Raw genomic sequence first — 17,550 nt, forward strand, 5'->3', positions numbered from 1 at the left:
ATCTCCATAGCTCAGAGCGTGCGGCCCGCGGGTTCCTGCATGAGAGACTTTCGTACGCCTAACGGCACCCGAAACCCTTCAGCATGTCAGCCATTGAAGGCACTGTTGCCACTGCCTGAACGCAGACATTGTTGGCGATCATTTTGGAGGTCGCGGTTGCGCCAGGAGCAGCGGTGAGCCCAGGCAATCGGATGGGGAGCGCTTCGGTGCAGCGCGGACGCTGCTCGTCCGCACCTGACCACAAACGGTGACGCATTCTTAGGCGGTCCGATTGACATTTTGAGTATGTGCGCTTGACTGCTTCGATGGATCGTCAGCAGGGCGGCAAGGAGATCGCTTCATGGCTGCAAGGTTTGGGCCTTGAGCAGTATGCCGGCGCATTCATCGACAACGACATTGAACCGGCAATTCTACCAAAGCTCTCCGACGATGACCTGCGGGAGCTTGGCGTAAAATCTGTTGGTCACCGGAGAAGAATCCTGGCCGCGATCGCCGAGCTCTCGCATCCACCGGCCCAACCGCCGAAAGCAAACGACAATGCCAAGCGGGATGCTCTCCAAAGTGCAGTGCCTAGGCGAGAGGGGAGTGAGGCAGAGAGGCGCAACCTGACGGTTATGTTCGTCGACCTCGTGGGATCGACCGTGCTGGCCTCGACGCTCGATCCTGAGGACTTGGGCTCGGTCATAGCCGCATATCAATCGTTGGTCGCCGCAGAGGTCGCCCGTTATGATGGCTACGTCGCCAAATTCATGGGCGACGGCGTGCTGTGCTACTTCGGCTGGCCACTCGCCCACGAGGAGGACGCCGAGCGGGCGGTCCGCTCTGGACGTTCCATTGTGAAAGCTGTCGCCAGTTTGCGCACTCCTGCTCAAGTGCCAATGGCAGCTAGAGTGGGAATTGCCACGGGATTATGTGTCGTCGGAGAAGTCATCGGGACTGGGTCCGCACACGAAGAAGTCGTCATTGGCGAAACACCCAATCTCGCCGCTCGGCTGCAAGCCCTGGCCCAACCGGGATATGTGGTGGTCGCCGAGAGCACGAGAAAGTTGCTCGGCGGAATATTCGCGGTCGAGAGCCTCGGTCCTATCGAACTGAAGGGATTTTCGGTACCCGTCTCGCCATTTCTGGTTGTCGGGGAACATGCCATCGAGACACGCTATGACGCGCGCGTCACGAGCGCTCCTCAAGTCATGTTCGGAAGAGACCTCGAACTCGGACTTGCTCTCGAACGATGGGGCCAAGCGAAGAGGGGCGAAGGCCAGCTCGTGCTTCTCAGCGGCGAGGCGGGTATCGGAAAATCTCGCATCACCCGCGCCTTGATCGACGCGGTCTCTCAAGAGAACCATGTGCGGGTGAGCTATCAGTGCTCGCCCTATTACTCTGGCTCGCCGCTCTATCCAGCTGTTCAGCAGCTCCGCCGCACTATCGGTATTGGAGAAGCCGATGAGGATGAAGAGAAGGTCAGAAAACTCGAAGCCACCAAAGGTCCAGCAAATCCGTTGTTGCCTATTTTCGCTTCCCTGCTCGATCTTCAAAACCACCACAGCGATGCTTTGACGGGCCTGAATCCGCAGCAACTGCGAGCGCGAACGCTTGACGGATTGTTGGACGACATTCTCGACGCTGCAGCAAGGCTGCCATTGTTGTTCGTGATCGAGGACATCCACTGGATTGACGCGACAACACTCGAATTGTTGGATCAATGTGTCGAACGGATTCAGCACGCTCGGGTCATGATGATGGTGACGACGAGACCGACCTTCGAACACGGTTTTGGCGGACATCCCATAGTGACGAAATTGGCGCTTAATCGCCTGGGCCGTGAACAGACCACCGCATTCATCGAGAAGCTCGCTGGCGATATTCGACTACCGCCCACCATTGTGGACAAGATCATCGCCACGACGGATGGTGTGCCGCTGTTCATTGAAGAGCTGACAAAGGGTGTTCTTGAAGCCCGCCACTTCGATCGCGCAGCCGTCTTCGACGAAGATCATGCCGGACTCGCAAATCTCGACATTCCGCTAACGTTGCACGATTCGCTGATGGCCCGCCTCGACCGATTGCAGCCGGTCAAGGAAGTTGCGCAAATGGCCGCATGCATCGGCCGCGAATTCCGCCACGACCTCCTTCGATCGGTCACGCGGCTCAGCGCTGCCCAGTTGGAAGAGGCACTCGATCAGCTCGTGGATGCCGAGCTCGTCTTCCGTCGCGGACGGGGCTCGGACGCACGATACACGTTCAAGCACGCGCTCGTTCGCGATGCTGCCTATCACAGCATGTTGAAATCGGTGCGCCAGCACATACACAGCCAACTGGCCGACAAACTCGGCTCGGAGTCGACAGCCGAACCGGAGCTGGTTGCACACCACCTCATGGCGGCAAAGCGGTATCGTGAGGCAGCTGAATGCTTCCTCCAAGCTGGGCGCGCTGCCGCGGCGCGATTTGCCAATCCGGAGGCGGTCGCGCATTTCACGAGCGCGCTGCACGCCCTGGAAGCAGTCACTAACTCGGGCGATGCAAATGAGCTTGAACTCGGAATCCGGATTGAAATGGGCGTCCCGCTGAACGCGTCAGCTGGATATGCGTCGGAGAAGGTTGAAGCGAACTTTCTCCGTGCCGAAGAGCTTTGTATATCCACGGGCCTCACGTCCAACCTCTTTTTTGCCCGACGTTCGCTTTGGAACTTCTATCTTGACCGGCCTGACCTGCACCGGAGCCGACACTTGGCCAAGGAACTCCTTGTCGAAGCCTCGCGCAGAGAAAACGTTGAGGAAACGACTTTGGCGCATCGGGCGCTCGCCACGTCCTATTTCTATCTCGGTGCCATTGGGGATGCTGCACGGGAGGCCGAGGCTGGAATCAATGCCTGGGCGACCTCCGATAGGCATTTCGATGTCGCAAGGTATGGAGAGGACGGCCCCTCGATTTGTCGCAGTTATCTCGGCGTGGCGCAGGTGCTCGCAGGGCGGGTCGATACCGGGCTCGCCAATTGTGCGTCGAGCGTTGAAACCGCGGAGCGGCTCGATCATCCGCTCAATCTGGCATTTATCCTCATGAACCTCGCCCTTGCTCGACGTTTCCGCAATGAGCCGGTCGAGTGCCGCGCGATCGCTGAACAGATGCTCATTTTAGCTGACAACCGCAGACTGGCATCCTGGTCCGGCGGTGCTCGCACGTTGCTCGGCTGGGCCATCGGCAGCGACCTACCCGACGAAGGGCTCAAAATGCTGCGAGATGGCATTAACCGTTGGCGCTCGACGGGCTCTGAACTGCACTTGCCACACTTCTATTCGTCGATTGCGGATATTTGCCTCCGGCATGGACGGATCGATGAGGGCCTCGGGGCGATCGAGAATGCTATCGAGGCGATGGACAAGACCGACGAGAGATGGGCGCAGGCTGAAATAGAACGTATTGAGGGTTGCTTGATCGCCAAGGCGGATGTGACCCGAGGGATGAAAGTCCTAACTAAAGCCTATGACACTGCGATAAGTCAGGGCGCGCATTGGTTGGCGGTTCGTGCTGCAACCGAGTCGGCCAAGCTCTCAACAAGTTCGGGCCAGGAGCTCCGAGCTGACTGTCGGAATCAGCTTCGGATTAGCGAGACCGCTGAAGGCCTGGAAACCTCGGTCATCCGCGAAGCTGATGCGATTTTCGCATCGGTGTTGTAGGCTGACGAGCAATCACTGGAGTCCGACGAGGGGCCGAGCAGCAGCTGCCAAGCGCAAGGGCTGATTCAACGAGAGCAACCGATCAAGCTTGTGGTTTCCGAATAGCACGCCTTGCTATCCCTTTTTGCGACCGACGGATTTGATGCCTTCTCTTGTCTCGCGCCTGAACACATCTTGCGAGACATGGACCAAGAAAGTGATCTCGGCAGGCTTGAAGGAGGCCGCGCATTCTGCGGACTGGTATTTTCCGCGAGATTGTGCCCCTGGCTATTCTTCCATGACGAGCGCCACCCGCAATGGTGGTGAAATCCCACAAAAGCATCTTGCGCCCGGCGCCCGACAGAGCGATTCTGCGTCTTGCAAGCGCTCTCGCGCGCCAAGCGGCCCGCGAAGATCACGCGCGCGAACAGGCCGAGAAAATAGATCATGAATCGAGCCGCGATATACGCACGCTTCTCAACCGATCTTCAGAATGAACGATCAATAGACGATCAACTCACGCTCTGCCGAACTTACGCTGAGCGTGAGGGTTTGAACGTTGTCGCAACGTTTGACGATCGAGCTCGCTCCGGCGGTTCGGTCATGGGGCGCGATGGTTTGCTCCACCTTATGGACAAAGCTCGTGAGCACGAATTTGATGTGCTCGTCGTCGAGGCGCTTGATCGGCTCTCTCGTGACATGGAAGACCTTGCCGGCATTCACAAGCGCCTCTCATTTCTTGGGATCGAAATTCGTGCCGTTCATGAGGGGGTGGTAAACACAGTCTTGGTCGGGCTTCGCGGCCTTGTTGGGCAGCTCTATCGAGAGGACAATGCTCACAAAGTTCGGCGAGGCCAAGCTGGCCGAGTTAACAAAGGACTCCATGCGGGTGGATTAACCTACGGCTATTCTTACCTGCTGGGCGACCCTGGAAAGCGCCTGATCGCAGAGGACGAAGCCGAGGTCGTGCGTCGCGTGGTTAGGGAATACGTTGACGGACGGACGCCGCGCGACATCGCTTACAATCTCAATAAAGACGGCATACCACCACCTCGCGGTCGAGTCTGGAATGCCTCCACCATCAATGGAAATGCACAAAGAGGGACTGGGCTGCTTCAGAATGAACTTTATGCCGGCCGGCTGATTTGGAACAAGGTCCGAATGGTCAAGGACCCCGACACCGGCAAACGTATCTCGCGCCCAAATCCTAGAGGCGAATGGCAAACTGTCGAAGTTCCCGACCTTGCCATTATCTCGCCCGAACTGTTTGAAGCGGCACGAGCCAGGAAAAAGGCTCGTGCAGTTACACACCCAAGCCATCAGCGCCGGCCCCGACATATGTTGTCGGGGCTTTTGAGGTGCGGTGCTTGTGGAGCGGGGATGTCCTCAAACGGCAAGGACAAGTCCAGGCGAATTCGTATCCGTTGCTCGGCGGCGACAGAGAACGGGACATGCCCTGATCCGAAGACTTTCTATCTGGATACGGTCGAGAATGCTGTCTTAAACGGGCTCACCGCGGAGATGCGCCATCCGGATGTGATAGCCCAGTACGTCCAGACGTATCACGAAGAACGAAGGCGCCTGGCAGCCGAAACCGATGCGAAGCGCACTCGTTTGGAACGACGGCTTGGAGAGCTATCTCGGGAGATCGATCGGCTGGTCAATGCCATCGCCAAGGGTCATGGCGACCCAGCCGTGTTGGGGCCGCAATCAACGGCGCTCAATGAAGAACGTAAGTGCATTGTAGCCGAGCTGGACAACGTGCCCGCGCCGACTGATGTCATTGCACTGCATCCTGCGGTGCTGGCGCGCTACGAGGAACAACTAAACCAGCTTCAAACAGGGCTTGCCGAAGGCGTTGTGGCCGGCGATTCCGAAACTGCAGAGGCGATGCGGGACTTGATCGAAACTGTTACTGTGTTTCGAGATCCATCAAGGATCGGCGGCATTGAAGTCGAAATCGCGGGGCGTCTGACCGCGCTCCTGGGCGAGGATGCCTTTCCCAACGGCGTCAAAGGAGTGTGGGGAAAGGTGGTAGCGGGAGAGGGACTTGAACCCCCGACCCCAGGATTATGATTCCCGTGCTCTAACCAACTGAGCTACCCCGCCAGGGCGGCGAAGGCCCGAAATCCAGCTTAAATCGGCAGGCATATCGGCGCGTTCGCCAAGGTCGCGCGGATATAAGGTTGCGAGGCCAAGCCTGTCAAGCATCGAAGTGGCTGCCGCGCCGGCATATTGCTGGCCCCGAAAGCTTTGCCGGGCAGACATTTGGGCGCACAGGCCGGGGTTGAGTTCAGCGAGGCACGTCGCTATGTCTCGGCCACGAAAGTCATGGTCATGAATTGATGAAACCGCGCATTGCAGTCCTCGGTTGCGGATACTGGGGCAGCAACCACATCCGCACCCTAAAGGCGCTCGGCGCGCTGCATGCGGTTTCGGACGTCAACCCCGCGCGTGCGGAGGGTTTTGCCAGCGAGCAGGATTGCCTTGCGATAGAGCCGGAGGCGCTGTTTGCCCGCGACGATGTCGACGCCATTGTCATGGCGCTGCCGCCGCAGTTCCATGCCGACATGGCGGTGCGCGCCGTGCTCGGCGGCAAGGACGTGCTGGTGGAGAAGCCGATCGCGCTGACGGTGGCCGATGCCGAACGCTCGGTGCAGGCGGCCGCCGATAATGGCCGTGTCTTCATGGTCGGCCACGTGCTGCGCTTTCATCCCGCCTTCGAGACGCTGAAGGCGCTGATCGACAATGGCGAACTCGGCGAAGTCCGCTACATCCATTCGCATCGGCTCGGCCTCGGCAAGTTCCACACCGAAAACGACGCGCTATGGGATCTGGCGCCGCACGATCTGTCGATGATCCTGGCCATCACCGGCACCGAACCGGTCGAAGTGCGCGGCGAAGGCGCTGCTCTTCTCGACAATCTCAGCGACTTTGCGCATCTGCACATGCGCTTTCCCAACGGCCTGCGCGGCCATCTGTTCGCCTCGCGGCTCAACCCTTACCGCGAACGGCGGCTGACCGTTGTCGGCACCAAGGCGATGGCGGTGTTCGACGATGTCGAGCCGTGGGAGCGCAAGCTTGCCGTCTATCGCCACGCGGTGTGGCAGGACAGCGGCCAATGGGCGTTCACCGCCAACGAGCCGTCCTATGTCGCGGTCGGTGAAGGCATGCCGCTGACGCGCGAGCTGGAGCATTTCATCCACTGCATCGAGACGCGGGCCGAACCGCGCACCAGCGGCGAGGAGGCCATCCGCGTGCTGCGCATCCTGACCGCCGGCACCGTCGCCCATACAAGGCCCGCCCATACAAGGCCCTAAGAGAAAACGCCGTCTATTCGGCGGGAACCCGCGCCGGCTGGACGGCAAGCCGCGTCAGCATCGCCTCGGCCTCGGCGCCGCGCTCGGAGCGCTCGATGAAGCCGCCGCCGAACACGCGCGCCTCGTTGCCATCGTCGGAATAGAGCACGCAAGCCTGACCGGGCGCGATGCCGGATTCGCCGTCGACCAGTTCCACCGAAGTGACACCGGCGCGGTGATGCAGCACGGCCGGGCGCGGCGGCCGCGTCGAGCGCACCTTGGCGAAAAGCTCAAGCCCGGCCGCCGGGATAGCGGTCAGCGGGCCATCGCCCAGCCAGTTCATGTTGCGCAAGAAGATCTTGTGGGTCTCCAGCGCCTCGCGAGGGCCGACGACGACGCGGGCCCGGTCGGCGTCGAGATGAACGACGTAGAGCGGCTCGCCCGAGGCGATGCCGATGCCGCGGCGCTGACCGACGGTGTAGCGCAAAATGCCCTCGTGGCGGCCAAGCACGCGCCCGTCTATATGGACGATGTCGCCTGGATTGGCGGCAGCCGGCTTCAGCTTGGCGATGATGTCGGAATACTTGCCCTGCGGCACGAAGCAGATGTCCTGGCTGTCCTGCTTGGCCGCAACCGTCAGTCCCATCTCCTCGGCGATGGCGCGAACCTCAGGCTTCGACAGGCCGCCGAGCGGAAAACGCAGATAGTCGATCTGTGCCTGGGTGGTGGCGAACAGGAAGTAGCTCTGGTCGCGGTCGGCGTCGACCGGCCGGTAAAGCGCGCGGTGGGCGCCATTGGCGCCGGAACGGATGTAGTGGCCGGTCGCCAGCGCGTCGGCGCCGAGTTCCTTGGCGGTCGCAAGAAGGTCGGCGAATTTCACCGTCTGATTGCAGGAAACGCAAGGGATCGGCGTTTCGCCGGCGACATAGCTCTCGGCGAACGGGTCGATCACCGCCTTGCGGAAGCGCTCCTCGTAATCGAGGACGTAATGCGGGATGGCGAGCGTCTCGGAGACGCGGCGGGCATCGTCGATGTCCTGGCCGGCGCAGCATGAGCCGGCCCGGTGCGTTGCCGCGCCGTGGTCATAAAGCTGCAGCGTGACACCGACGACGTCGTAGCCCTCGCGCTTCAGGAGGCCGGCAACGACCGACGAATCGACACCGCCCGACATGGCGACGACGACGCGGGTGTTTTCGGGGCGTCCGGGAAGATCGAGGCTGTTCATGGTTCTTTCGTTCTGCGCGGCGCTTCAATGCCAATGGCCGGAATATAGGTCAAGCGTCTCGGCTGCGCCAGCTTTGCCGGGCCGGCTCATTTTTCCTGCCGGGTTCAATGCGCTTGCCGGCAGATGTTTCAAATGCCGATGAAAAGGCTAACGCCGCGTTCATGATCCTTACCTAACCATTAGGGTCTGCTTAGGCAAATTTTAAAGCTGTGGCGGTAATGTGGTGGGGATTGGGTCTTTGAGTTTTTTGTAGAGAGTACGATGACCGATCTAATTAGACCGCGAGTCAAATATGTTATCGGGCCGGACGGCAGCCCACTTACCATCGCCGATCTGCCGCCGACGAACACACGTCGCTGGGTTATCCGGCGCAAGGCGGAAGTGGTGGCGGCGGTGCGTGGCGGGCTTTTGAGCCTCGAAGAGGCATGCCAGCGCTACAAGCTCACCACCGAGGAATTCCTGTCCTGGCAAGCGTCGATCGACGAATACGGCCTTGCCGGCCTGCGCACCACGCGCATCCAGCAATACCGGCATTAGGCCGATAAGGGCGCTGATCAGCGCCCTTACGTCTGCGAGGGGCGACGATCTGCAATTTCAGACCGTCAGCACCACCTTGCCGATCGGCCTGGTGGCGAGAAAGGCATGGGCGGCACCGGCCTGTTCGAGGGGAAACGCCTTTGCCACGTGGACGGCCAGCTTTTTCGCGTCGATCAATTTGCCGAGCTCCACCAGAGCGGCACGGTCGGGCACTACGGACATGCGCTCGACGTGGATGCCTCGCGTCCTGGCCTTTGCCTTGGTGGCATCGCTGACATCGAGCAGCGACACCAGAACGCCGCCGGCAGTGAGCACTTTCAGTGATTGCTCCGCATGCACGCCGCCGAACGGGTCCAGAACCAGATCGATGTCGCGGGCCTTCGCGGTGAAATCATCCCTTGTGTAGTCGATCACCTCGTCGGCGCCGAGCGAGCGGACGAAATCGAGCTTTTCCGGGCTGGCGGTCGCGACGACGTAAGCGCTGTGCGCCTTGGCGATCTGCACCGCCAGGTGGCCGACGCCGCCGGCTCCGGCGTGGATCAGCACGCGCTTGGCAGAATCGAGCCGGCCATGGCGGACAAGGCCTTGCCAGGCCGTCAGGCCGGCCAGCGGCAGCGCGGCGGCTTGCGCGTGATCTATGCCTTCAGGTTTCGGCGCAAGCTCATCAGCCGGGACAGCGGCGAGTTCGGCGTAGGCTGCCGCCTGTTTGGGAAAGCGCGGCATGCCGAACACGGCATCGCCGACCTTGAGGCCGGAGACGCCGGAGCCCAGCGCCTCGACAGTCCCCGAAACATCCCAGCCAAGGACAAAAGGCGGCTCGCCAAGCAGCGGATAGTGGCCGCCGCGCACCGCACCATCGACCGGATTGATGCCGGCCGCTTCGATGCGGACGAGCACTTCGCCGGCTTCGGGTGATGGCGCGGGGCGATCGGCAATGACGAGGACATCGGGTCCGCCGAAGGAATTCTGGATAATGGCACGCATGGAAGGCTCTCCTGCTGGTTTTGATGTGCCACTATCATTTGGATAGTTATTTTCTCTTGTCTAGTATGTACCTTGTTGATATATACACACCTCATGGATAGTGAAGATGTTTCCCCTTTTGGCTATGACGCCTTTCGGCGGTCGTGCCCGTCACACGCCGTGCTCGAGACGCTCGCCAGCAAATGGGTCTACCTGGTGATCTGTGCGCTGCGCCGGGGCCGGCTCCGCAACGGCGAATTGGCGCGCAAGCTCGAAGGCATCACGCCGAAAATGCTGACGCAGACGCTGCGTATCCTGGAACGCGACGGGCTTGTGCGGCGCGAGGTTTTCCCGGTCATTCCGCCGCGTGTCGAATATGAGCTGACCGAACTTGGCCAGAACCTGGCAGGACTGCTCAATCAGATCAGAGCCTGGTCGGAGCAGCATGTGCCCGACATCAAAAATGCGCGCGCACGGGCGGCGGAACAGCAAGTAGATCTGGATGCCTGAGGCGGGCACAGTCGGTGCGCAGCAATAGCGCACAAGCGCGACGCGCGTTAGAGTCTTGTTTTCAGCCGATCATGGCGCTGCGGCCGCCGGCTTCCGTGTCGCGCGCCTTGGTGTCGCGCGATTCCAGCATCTCGGCCTTGGAAAGCTCCGCTTCGGCTTCGCTCAGCAATGATTCGGCGACATTTCGCTGCTGGGCGAGGTCGCTTTGCGAATTTCTAAGGTTGTCGCGGCGCAGACGTGCCGCCTTGGCGAAGGTCGGATAAGCAAAGTGATTGATGTCGGTGATGCCGGCCTTCTTCTCTTCGGCAGCAATCTGAAGTTCCAGCTCGACGGCCATGCGCTCGAATTCGGCGATCATCATGTCGAGCTGCAGCAGCTGCCGCCGCTTCTCGCTCACCTGAAATTGCTTCAGCCGAACGAGGTTTTCACGTGACTTCATGATTCGGTACTCCCGGAAACGCACACCTGCACATATCGTCCAATTCACCCGGCAAGGCCCAGGCTTGACCCGTTTCCACCGGCTTTCCCCGAACTATGGGAAACAAACTCCTAAAGTTTTTTGCCGGCGGTAACCATTCGTTTACGGGCATTGTTAATCATACGGCTCAGGACTTAAGGGCGGGTAAAAATTCTGCTTCTCGTCGGGAAACCCGGCCAACGAGTCCGAAGAGTCGCTTAGTCTGGCTTATTAATGTGCTGCATTAACGGTTTGGGTCTGTGATTCGTTATTGGATTCAACAAGGTGTAGAAAGGGGTTAAAAAATCTGATACCGTCATGGACGGGGAATTAGGTTTTATTAACCATTCGATGGCAGCCTCTGCTCAGGCAATCACTGCTCCGGTCCTGGACGGGTCGTGAAATGGTCCGGCAGCAGAAAAGGGGAATGAAATGCGCGTTCTGCTGATAGAAGACGACAGTGCAACCGCACAAAGCATCGAGCTGATGCTGAAATCGGAAAGTTTCAATGTCTATACGACCGACCTTGGCGAAGAGGGCGTCGATCTAGGCAAGCTTTACGATTACGACATCATTCTCCTCGACCTCAATCTCCCCGACATGTCGGGCTATGAAGTTTTGAGAACACTTCGCCTGTCCAAGGTGAAGACGCCGATCCTCATCCTCTCCGGCATGGCCGGCATCGAGGACAAGGTGCGCGGCCTCGGCTTCGGCGCCGACGATTACATGACTAAGCCCTTTCACAAGGACGAACTGGTCGCCCGCATCCATGCCATCGTGCGGCGTTCCAAGGGCCACGCCCAGTCGGTCATCACCACCGGCGACCTGGTGGTCAATCTCGATGCCAAGACCGTTGAGGTCGGTGGCCAGCGCGTGCATCTGACCGGCAAGGAATATCAGATGCTGGAACTGCTCTCGCTGCGCAAGGGCACCACGCTGACCAAGGAAATGTTCCTTAACCATCTCTATGGCGGCATGGATGAGCCAGAACTGAAGATCATCGACGTCTTCATCTGCAAGCTGCGCAAGAAGCTTGACGCCGCGTCTGGCGGGCAGAATTACATCGAGACCGTCTGGGGCCGCGGCTATGTGCTGCGTGAGCCCGAAGATATCCGCGTCAGCGCCTGAACTAGGGGCGTGATCCCAAGGTGGGCGCCGATTTTTTCGGAAAAGAACCCGGCAAAACAACAAGATAGAGCCGATCCGATTTTCGTCGGAATGGAACAGCTCTGATCAGGCGGCAATCTTCAAGGCGCGGAAGCACTCGAGCAGTTGCGGCCGGTTGAACGGCTTCAGCAGGTAGCCCTGGGCGCCGGCTCGTTTTGCCCGCATGATCGCCCCGACATCGACCTCGACCAGCGAAATCAAAACCTGCGGCAATACCGGGCTTTCCATGGCGCGCAGGCGGCGGATGAGGTCCTGCGCCTGCATGTCCGGCAAGGCGCCGTCGACGACGATGATATCAGGCATGTCGGCCGCGCACATCTCGATCGCCTCGTGGCCGCTGGCGGCTTCGATCACCATCATGCCGGAACCGCCCAGGATACGCCTTGCGACCTTCCTGATGACGCTCGAATTGTCGACGAACATGCAGCGTTTCATTCCGGGACCCTCTTTGCCATGCGGCGAACCGGCAGCGTCGTGGCATCTGCCGGGGAACATAGGCCGATCTGGTAAAGAAGCCGAAAAGCCGTTAGGTAAAATTTTCCTGAAGGTGTTTTAAGTGAAATCTTCTTTCGCAATGCTTCACGCAATCAATCCGCAAGCCCGCCCACAGATGTTAGGACAACGCCGCAAATATGACTTGAGAAAAATACTTTCCCCGCTCTTTAGGAGAACTTCAGGCTGCGGAAAGGACGATCTCGTCGGCGGTCGCATGGATCGAAATCGTCATGTTGGCTTCGCGGGCCAGGAGCAGCGTGTAATAGGGCTGCACCGAATGCGCGTCGATCGGCTCTTCCGGCCTGTGGCCGGAATGCAATTCCAGGAATTTGGGCGGCACGCGGAGCATCGGGCCGCTCGCCGCGAGCGCAAAGCGCGGCTCGGTCTCGAGGTTCTCCAGCGTGACCACCAGCCTGCCGCCGCGCGGAATGGCGGCGTTAGCGACGAGGATGAGATTGAGCAGCAGCTTGACCTTGTTCTTGGGCAACAGTGCGCGGGTTCCGTTCCAGATCAGTTCCGGCTTCTCGTTCTTCAGGAAGGCGATGGCCACGGCCTCGGCGTCCCCGGTGTCGATCAGCATGCCGGCGGAACCGGCGGCGCCGAAGGCGATGCGGGCGAATTGCAGGCGGGCGGAGGCGTTTTTGGCGCTTTGGCGGATCAGCTTCATGGCGTCTTCGTCGGCGCCGCCTTCGTCGAGCAGCTCAAGCCCGTTGTTTATGGCGCCGACCGGCGAAATGATGTCGTGGCAGACCCGGCTGCACAGCAGCGCTGCCAGATCGGGTGCGGAAAGGGTGAAAAGCTCGGCCATCGGCAAAAATCCCTGCAAATTTCACAACACAATGACCGGGCGATCATGATCACGCCTGTCCACACGAATCACGCTCTCTCCCAAGCATTCTGAATACACAGCGCTTGTGCGTGCAGCAACAAATCCGAAATCATGATTGTCGAAAATGGCGTGTTCACGCAGCAGGGTGCTGCGCGGGCGATGTGAAAACAGCCTTCGAACCGCCATCTTCATGTGGGAGTTTAATGGTTGAAAAAGGATTACGGCATAGTTTGCCCCTAACAGTCATCCTTAACGGCCGCCAAAGAGCCGTACGGGTGCGAGGCGTCGGCGAAAGTGCTCCCTGACGGAGATTGGAAGCATGGTTTCCCGATTCTACGACCGGACTTTTTTCCGTGTCATCTCAATGACGATCGCGCTCATCGGCCTTGTCGCCTTTTCGGCATCGGCGGCGCGGGCGCAGGAATACACCGCGCAGGAGATCGTCGATTCCGGTCATAAATTCTTCGGCGCTACATCGGGCGGGCTCGCCACCGTCGTCGAGAAGATTTTCGCCACCTATGGCCTGCCGAACGGCTATCTGCTCGGCGAAGAGGGGTCCGGGGCGCTGATCGGTGGCCTGACCTATGGCGAAGGCACGCTCTACACCAAGAATGCCGGCGACCACAAAGTGTTCTGGCAAGGCCCTTCGCTCGGCTGGGATTTCGGCGGCGAGGGCTCGCGCGTCATGATGCTGGTCTACAATCTCGACGATGTGAGCAGCCTCTATAATCGTTTTGGCGGCGTCGCCGGCTCCGCCTATGTCGTCGCCGGCGTCGGCTTCAACGTGCTGAAGAACAACAATGTGCTGCTCGTGCCGATCCGTACCGGCGTCGGCGCCCGTCTCGGCGTCAATCTCGGCTACCTCAAGCTCACCCAGCGCGCGACCTGGAATCCGTTCTGACACCTGCATGATGGCGCCACTGCGATTGGAGCTGTGATCCCACGGTCTGAGCTTTGCCGCGGCATACTCTTGCCGTGGCGCCGGATTTCCGTCATGCGAAGATGGCAAAGTCGACCTTTGGCGGTTGCCATGCACAACGGATAGTCATCTTGGTCCAGTCGATCCTGTTCTTTGTTCTCGGCTTTCTCTGCGCCGGCTTCCTGGCGCTGATGATTGCTCCGGCCGTGTGGCGGCGGGCGGTGGCGCTGACGCGCAAGCGCGTCGAGGGCTCGATGCCGTTGACGCTGGCCGAGATCCAGGCGGACAAGGATCGCATTCGCGCCGAGTTCGCGGTTTCGGTGCGCCGGCTTGAAATGACCGTCAAGTCATTGCGCGAGAAAGCCGCCGAACAGCTGGTCGAGATCGGCCGCGACCGCGAAGCCCTGAAGGAATTGGCGGCCGAGCGACAGGACAAGAACCGGGTCGTCGCCGATCTTACAGCCAGCGGCGAGGAGCTTCGCAAGCGCGATGAGCAACTGCAGCAGCTGTCGGAACGGCTTGCGGAGACCGAGCGCGCCCTCGAAAAGCGCGGGCTCGAACTGCGGAAACTGGAGCACATGTATGACGACGCCAGTTTTTCATCCAGCAGCAGGCAGATCGAGCTGGTGGCGCGCGAATCCGAGCTGCAGAAGTTGGCAAGCGACATTTCGCTGCTGCGCGGCCAGCGCAAGGAGGCGGACAGGCGCAGCCAGGAATTGGCAGCCGAAAGCAAGGTTTTGCGGGACGCGCTGAAGGCCGAGAAGAAAAGAACCGGCGACCTGGAAAAGAAGGTCGAACGCCTGCTCGCCTCGCTGGCCGATCGCGAGGACAGGCTCGAGCGCCGCGAGAAGGAACTGGTGCGCCTTCGCGAAAAGCCGAAAGGCGCTGAAAGGGCGCCTGCGGTGGGTCTTGCCGGCGTGCCAGGCACCCAGGTCAATGTGGCCGCCAACGGCGACATCGAACAGACAACCGCCAAGCTCGACGCCGACCGCGAGCGGCTGGAGGCCAGGCTGACGTCGCTGGCACGCGAGAACAGACGGCTGAAGACAGATCTTGCTGCCGTCGAAACGTCGAAATCGCGGACCGGAGACGATACCGGCAGCGCCAGCGCGGCATTGCGCGAAGAGATGAACGATCTGGCGGCGCAAGTCGTGGCCTTGACGGCAAAGCTCGACGGGCCGGATTCGCCGATCGCCCGGGCGCTTGCAGCGCCTGAGGATACGCGGCCGGGGAGCGGCGGACGCAGCCTTGCCGATCGGGTGCGGGCGCTGCAGAAGGCCGCTTCGACCGACTAAGATTCCACAAGCGCGAGCGGGACGCCCCGGCTCTAAATTAGGCTCCGGAAAAATGATGCAGCGCGATGGCTGATGCGGCGGCGACGTTCAGGCTGTCGAAGCCCTGCGCCATACCGATCCGCAGAGTCTGCAGGCGGGCAAGCAGGCTTTCCGGCAGGCCTTCGCCCTCGGTGCCGAGATAGAGCGCCAGCCGCTCGTTTCTCTTGGCATCGCGAATGTCGATCTGCCCGCGCGGCGACAAGGCGAATTGGCTGAAGCCTTGCCGGTCGAGCATTGCGGTGCAGCCGGCGGTATCGGCAAAGCAGGCGAAGGGGACTTTCAAGGCCGCGCCCACCGAGACGCGGATTGCCTTGCGGTACAACGGATCGCAGCAGGTCGGATCGAGAAGCGCGGCATCCGCGCCAAAGGCGGCGGCATTGCGGAAGATCGATCCCATATTGTCATGATTGGCGATGCCGACCAGCACCACGATCAGCGCGCGGGCGGGCAGTGCGCCGAGCAAAGCTTCAGCGGAGACGGCCGCGCCCTTGCGGCCGATCGCCAATATGCCGCGATGCATGTGGAATCCGGCAATCCTGTCCATGACTTCGCCGGATGCGACATAGATCGGAAGCCCGGCAGGCGCCTTGCGCAGGACGTCATCGAGGCCGGCCAGCCGGTTCTCGAGCACCAGCACCGATTCTGCCTCGAAGCGACGGGCGGCAAGCAGCGTGTCGAGCACCACCTTGCCTTCGGCGACGAAACGGCCCTGCCGGCCGGCAAGATCGCGTTCCCGGATGTCGAGATAGGCGGCGACGCGAGGATCCTGCGGGTCGTCTATGCGGATCGGATTCATGGCTTCCTCGGCGGATCTTGGCGTCGGCCGCGAATCGGGATTCGGCTTCGGAAGGCATGATGCCGGATCCGAAGCTCTGACCGTATCTCAGCGTCCAAATGGATGCACGCCGTTCTAACGGTCAAATCCAATCACAAGGCGCCGGGCCGAGACGCCTTGCCTGGCCTCCTGGCGGCATGGAGATATTGATTCCCGCGGCACGGCACTTCGGCCAAGCCGCTTCAATGCAGAATTTCGATGGGGCGAAGGAACCCCACGGGGCCATGCCGCGTCATAGAGGCGGGCTCCTGCTGCGGTCCTGGGACGACATCGATGATCAGGCTCCTCCTCGTCTTTGCCGCCACACTTGCCCTCGCATGCGGCGTGGCCCGCGCGGCCAAGCTCGATCCAGCCACCGTCAATCAGTCCCAATTCACTATCGGCGAACCGAAGGGTGTCGATCCGATGCTGCTGAAGGCGCAGATCCTTCTGGATCGCGCCCGCTTCTCGCCGGGCCTCATCGACGGTCGCCTTTCCCGGAACTTCGCCAAAGCCGTCGCCGCGTTTCAGGCGGCAAACGGACTTCCGCCCGATGGCAAGCTCAGTCCACAAACCTGGAGCAAACTCATCGCAACCTCCGCCAAGCCGGTGCTGGTGACCTATGAGGTGATGCGCAAGGATGTGCGCGGACCTTTCACCAGGCGTATTCCGGCTCGCTTGGAGAGGATGGCCCGCTTGCGGCGGCTCGGCTACCGCAATGCGGTGGAGAGGTTGGCCGAGCGCTTCCACGTCAGCGACCAATTGCTGCGAATGCTCAATCCGGGCACCAGCCTCAGGAAACCAGGCAGGACCTTGGTGGTGCCTGATGTCGGCAGAGGCGACCCTCCCGCCGGCGTCGCCACCGTCGAGGTCGACAAGGGCGCTCGCCTGGTGCGTGTGCTCGACCGTGCCGGCAAATGGCTGGCGGTCTACCCCGCCTCGATTGGGAGCGACGAGAAGCCGGCGCCAAGCGGCATGGCGGAGGTCAGGCGCGTGGTGCACAACCCTACCTATCATTACGATCCGGACTTCGCTTTCAAGGGAGTCAAGACCAAGCGGCCCTTCACCATCGCTGCCGGGCCGAACAACCCCGTGGGATCGATCTGGATCGATCTCTCCATCGAAAGCTACGGCATCCACGGCACGCCCGAACCGGGCAAGATCGGCACGACCTTTTCGCATGGCTGCATCCGGTTGACCAATTGGGATGCCGAAGACCTTGCCTCCATGGTGCAGCCGGGCACGAAGGTCGAGTTCAAGGACGAGATTGCGCAGGCCGCCGACGAGCGCGTTCAGTAGCAAAGCGGACTTGGCAGCAAAGCGGATTTGGCGGGGCATTCTCCGCCTC

General features: G+C 60.7%; 16 protein-coding genes and 1 tRNA gene. 9 read left to right on the forward strand and 8 right to left on the reverse strand.

Annotation, left to right across the window (positions count from 1 at the left end; translation table 11 throughout):
* Positions 1–305 precede the first annotated feature (305 nt).
* Together NKH04_RS10695 and NKH04_RS10700 are read left to right on the forward strand one after the other, a co-directional pair.
* Positions 306–3,674 (forward strand): AAA family ATPase, encoded by a 3,369-nt coding sequence (locus tag NKH04_RS10695; protein WP_352872587.1) that lies wholly within the window; start codon positions 306–308, stop codon positions 3,672–3,674.
* Positions 3,675–4,100: 426 nt separating this feature from the next.
* Positions 4,101–5,729: a recombinase family protein gene (locus NKH04_RS10700; protein WP_353044358.1), complete on the forward strand. Its 1,629-nt coding sequence runs from the start codon at positions 4,101–4,103 to the stop codon at positions 5,727–5,729.
* Here NKH04_RS10700 and NKH04_RS10705 read toward each other — a convergent pair.
* Positions 5,686–5,762: transfer RNA gene (locus NKH04_RS10705), tRNA-Met, on the reverse strand. The genes NKH04_RS10700 and NKH04_RS10705 overlap by 44 nt on opposite strands.
* A gap of 236 nt (positions 5,763–5,998) precedes the next feature.
* Between NKH04_RS10705 and NKH04_RS10710 the strand changes: the two genes are divergently transcribed.
* Positions 5,999–6,973, forward strand: coding sequence for a Gfo/Idh/MocA family protein (locus tag NKH04_RS10710; protein WP_352452922.1), 975 nt, complete (start codon positions 5,999–6,001; stop codon positions 6,971–6,973).
* 13 nt (positions 6,974–6,986) lie between these two features.
* Here NKH04_RS10710 and mnmA read toward each other — a convergent pair whose 3' ends face one another.
* Positions 6,987–8,177, reverse strand: coding sequence for a tRNA 2-thiouridine(34) synthase MnmA (gene mnmA, locus NKH04_RS10715; RefSeq protein WP_352456412.1), 1,191 nt, complete (start codon positions 8,175–8,177; stop codon positions 6,987–6,989).
* A 261-nt stretch (positions 8,178–8,438) separates the two neighbouring features.
* Here mnmA and sciP point away from each other — a divergent pair, with 261 nt between their 5' ends.
* Entirely contained in the window at positions 8,439–8,714 is a 276-nt protein-coding gene (gene sciP / locus NKH04_RS10720; protein ID WP_023679563.1) for a CtrA inhibitor SciP, read from the forward strand.
* A gap of 57 nt (positions 8,715–8,771) precedes the next feature.
* On the opposite strand, the gene NKH04_RS10725 is transcribed toward sciP, so the two are convergent.
* Complete coding sequence (locus NKH04_RS10725; protein ID WP_352849939.1) at positions 8,772–9,698, reverse strand: NADP-dependent oxidoreductase; 927 nt, start codon at positions 9,696–9,698, stop codon at positions 8,772–8,774.
* A gap of 93 nt (positions 9,699–9,791) precedes the next feature.
* On the opposite strand from NKH04_RS10725, the gene NKH04_RS10730 reads away from it, so the two are divergent.
* Positions 9,792–10,187, forward strand: a complete 396-nt coding sequence (locus NKH04_RS10730; protein ID WP_352683855.1) for a winged helix-turn-helix transcriptional regulator — start codon at positions 9,792–9,794, stop codon at positions 10,185–10,187.
* Between the two features lie 61 nt (positions 10,188–10,248).
* Here the strand turns inward: NKH04_RS10730 and NKH04_RS10735 are convergent, their stop codons facing one another.
* Positions 10,249–10,626, reverse strand: coding sequence for a flagellar export protein FliJ (locus NKH04_RS10735; protein WP_023719275.1), 378 nt, complete (start codon positions 10,624–10,626; stop codon positions 10,249–10,251).
* Positions 10,627–11,076: 450 nt separating this feature from the next.
* Here NKH04_RS10735 and ctrA point away from each other — a divergent pair, with 450 nt between their 5' ends.
* The gene (gene ctrA, locus NKH04_RS10740; protein ID WP_006203583.1) at positions 11,077–11,772 is read left to right on the forward strand and encodes a response regulator transcription factor CtrA; all 696 of its coding nucleotides are present in this window, start codon (positions 11,077–11,079) and stop codon (positions 11,770–11,772) included.
* Between the two features lie 105 nt (positions 11,773–11,877).
* On the opposite strand, the gene NKH04_RS10745 is transcribed toward ctrA, so the two are convergent.
* The 3 genes from NKH04_RS10745 to NKH04_RS10755 form a co-directional block, all read right to left on the reverse strand.
* Entirely contained in the window at positions 11,878–12,246 is a 369-nt protein-coding gene (locus NKH04_RS10745; RefSeq protein WP_352452918.1) for a response regulator, read from the reverse strand.
* Between the two features lie 238 nt (positions 12,247–12,484).
* Positions 12,485–13,114: a histidine phosphotransferase ChpT gene (gene chpT / locus NKH04_RS10750; RefSeq protein WP_352452917.1), complete on the reverse strand. Its 630-nt coding sequence runs from the start codon at positions 13,112–13,114 to the stop codon at positions 12,485–12,487.
* A 21-nt stretch (positions 13,115–13,135) separates the two neighbouring features.
* A complete protein-coding gene (locus NKH04_RS10755; RefSeq protein ID WP_353012964.1) occupies positions 13,136–13,327 on the reverse strand; it encodes a hypothetical protein in 192 nt (63 codons plus the stop codon).
* A gap of 127 nt (positions 13,328–13,454) precedes the next feature.
* Here NKH04_RS10755 and NKH04_RS10760 point away from each other — a divergent pair, with 127 nt between their 5' ends.
* Together NKH04_RS10760 and NKH04_RS10765 are read left to right on the forward strand one after the other, a co-directional pair.
* Positions 13,455–14,036 (forward strand): DUF1134 domain-containing protein, encoded by a 582-nt coding sequence (locus NKH04_RS10760; RefSeq protein WP_023679557.1) that lies wholly within the window; start codon positions 13,455–13,457, stop codon positions 14,034–14,036.
* A gap of 149 nt (positions 14,037–14,185) precedes the next feature.
* Positions 14,186–15,349, forward strand: coding sequence for a coiled-coil domain-containing protein (locus tag NKH04_RS10765; RefSeq protein ID WP_352767289.1), 1,164 nt, complete (start codon positions 14,186–14,188; stop codon positions 15,347–15,349).
* A gap of 37 nt (positions 15,350–15,386) precedes the next feature.
* On the opposite strand, the gene NKH04_RS10770 is transcribed toward NKH04_RS10765, so the two are convergent.
* Positions 15,387–16,184 carry a TrmH family RNA methyltransferase gene (locus NKH04_RS10770; RefSeq protein ID WP_352502237.1) on the reverse strand — a complete coding sequence of 266 codons (798 nt, stop codon included), beginning with the start codon at positions 16,182–16,184 and terminating at the stop codon, positions 15,387–15,389.
* Between the two features lie 312 nt (positions 16,185–16,496).
* On the opposite strand from NKH04_RS10770, the gene NKH04_RS10775 reads away from it, so the two are divergent.
* A complete protein-coding gene (locus tag NKH04_RS10775) occupies positions 16,497–17,501 on the forward strand; it encodes a L,D-transpeptidase (RefSeq protein WP_352918134.1) in 1,005 nt (334 codons plus the stop codon).
* Positions 17,502–17,550: the final 49 nt, after the last annotated feature.

It is taken from the genome of Mesorhizobium sp. M1365 (genome assembly GCF_040317865.1).
Lineage (GTDB): Bacteria > Pseudomonadota > Alphaproteobacteria > Rhizobiales > Rhizobiaceae > Mesorhizobium.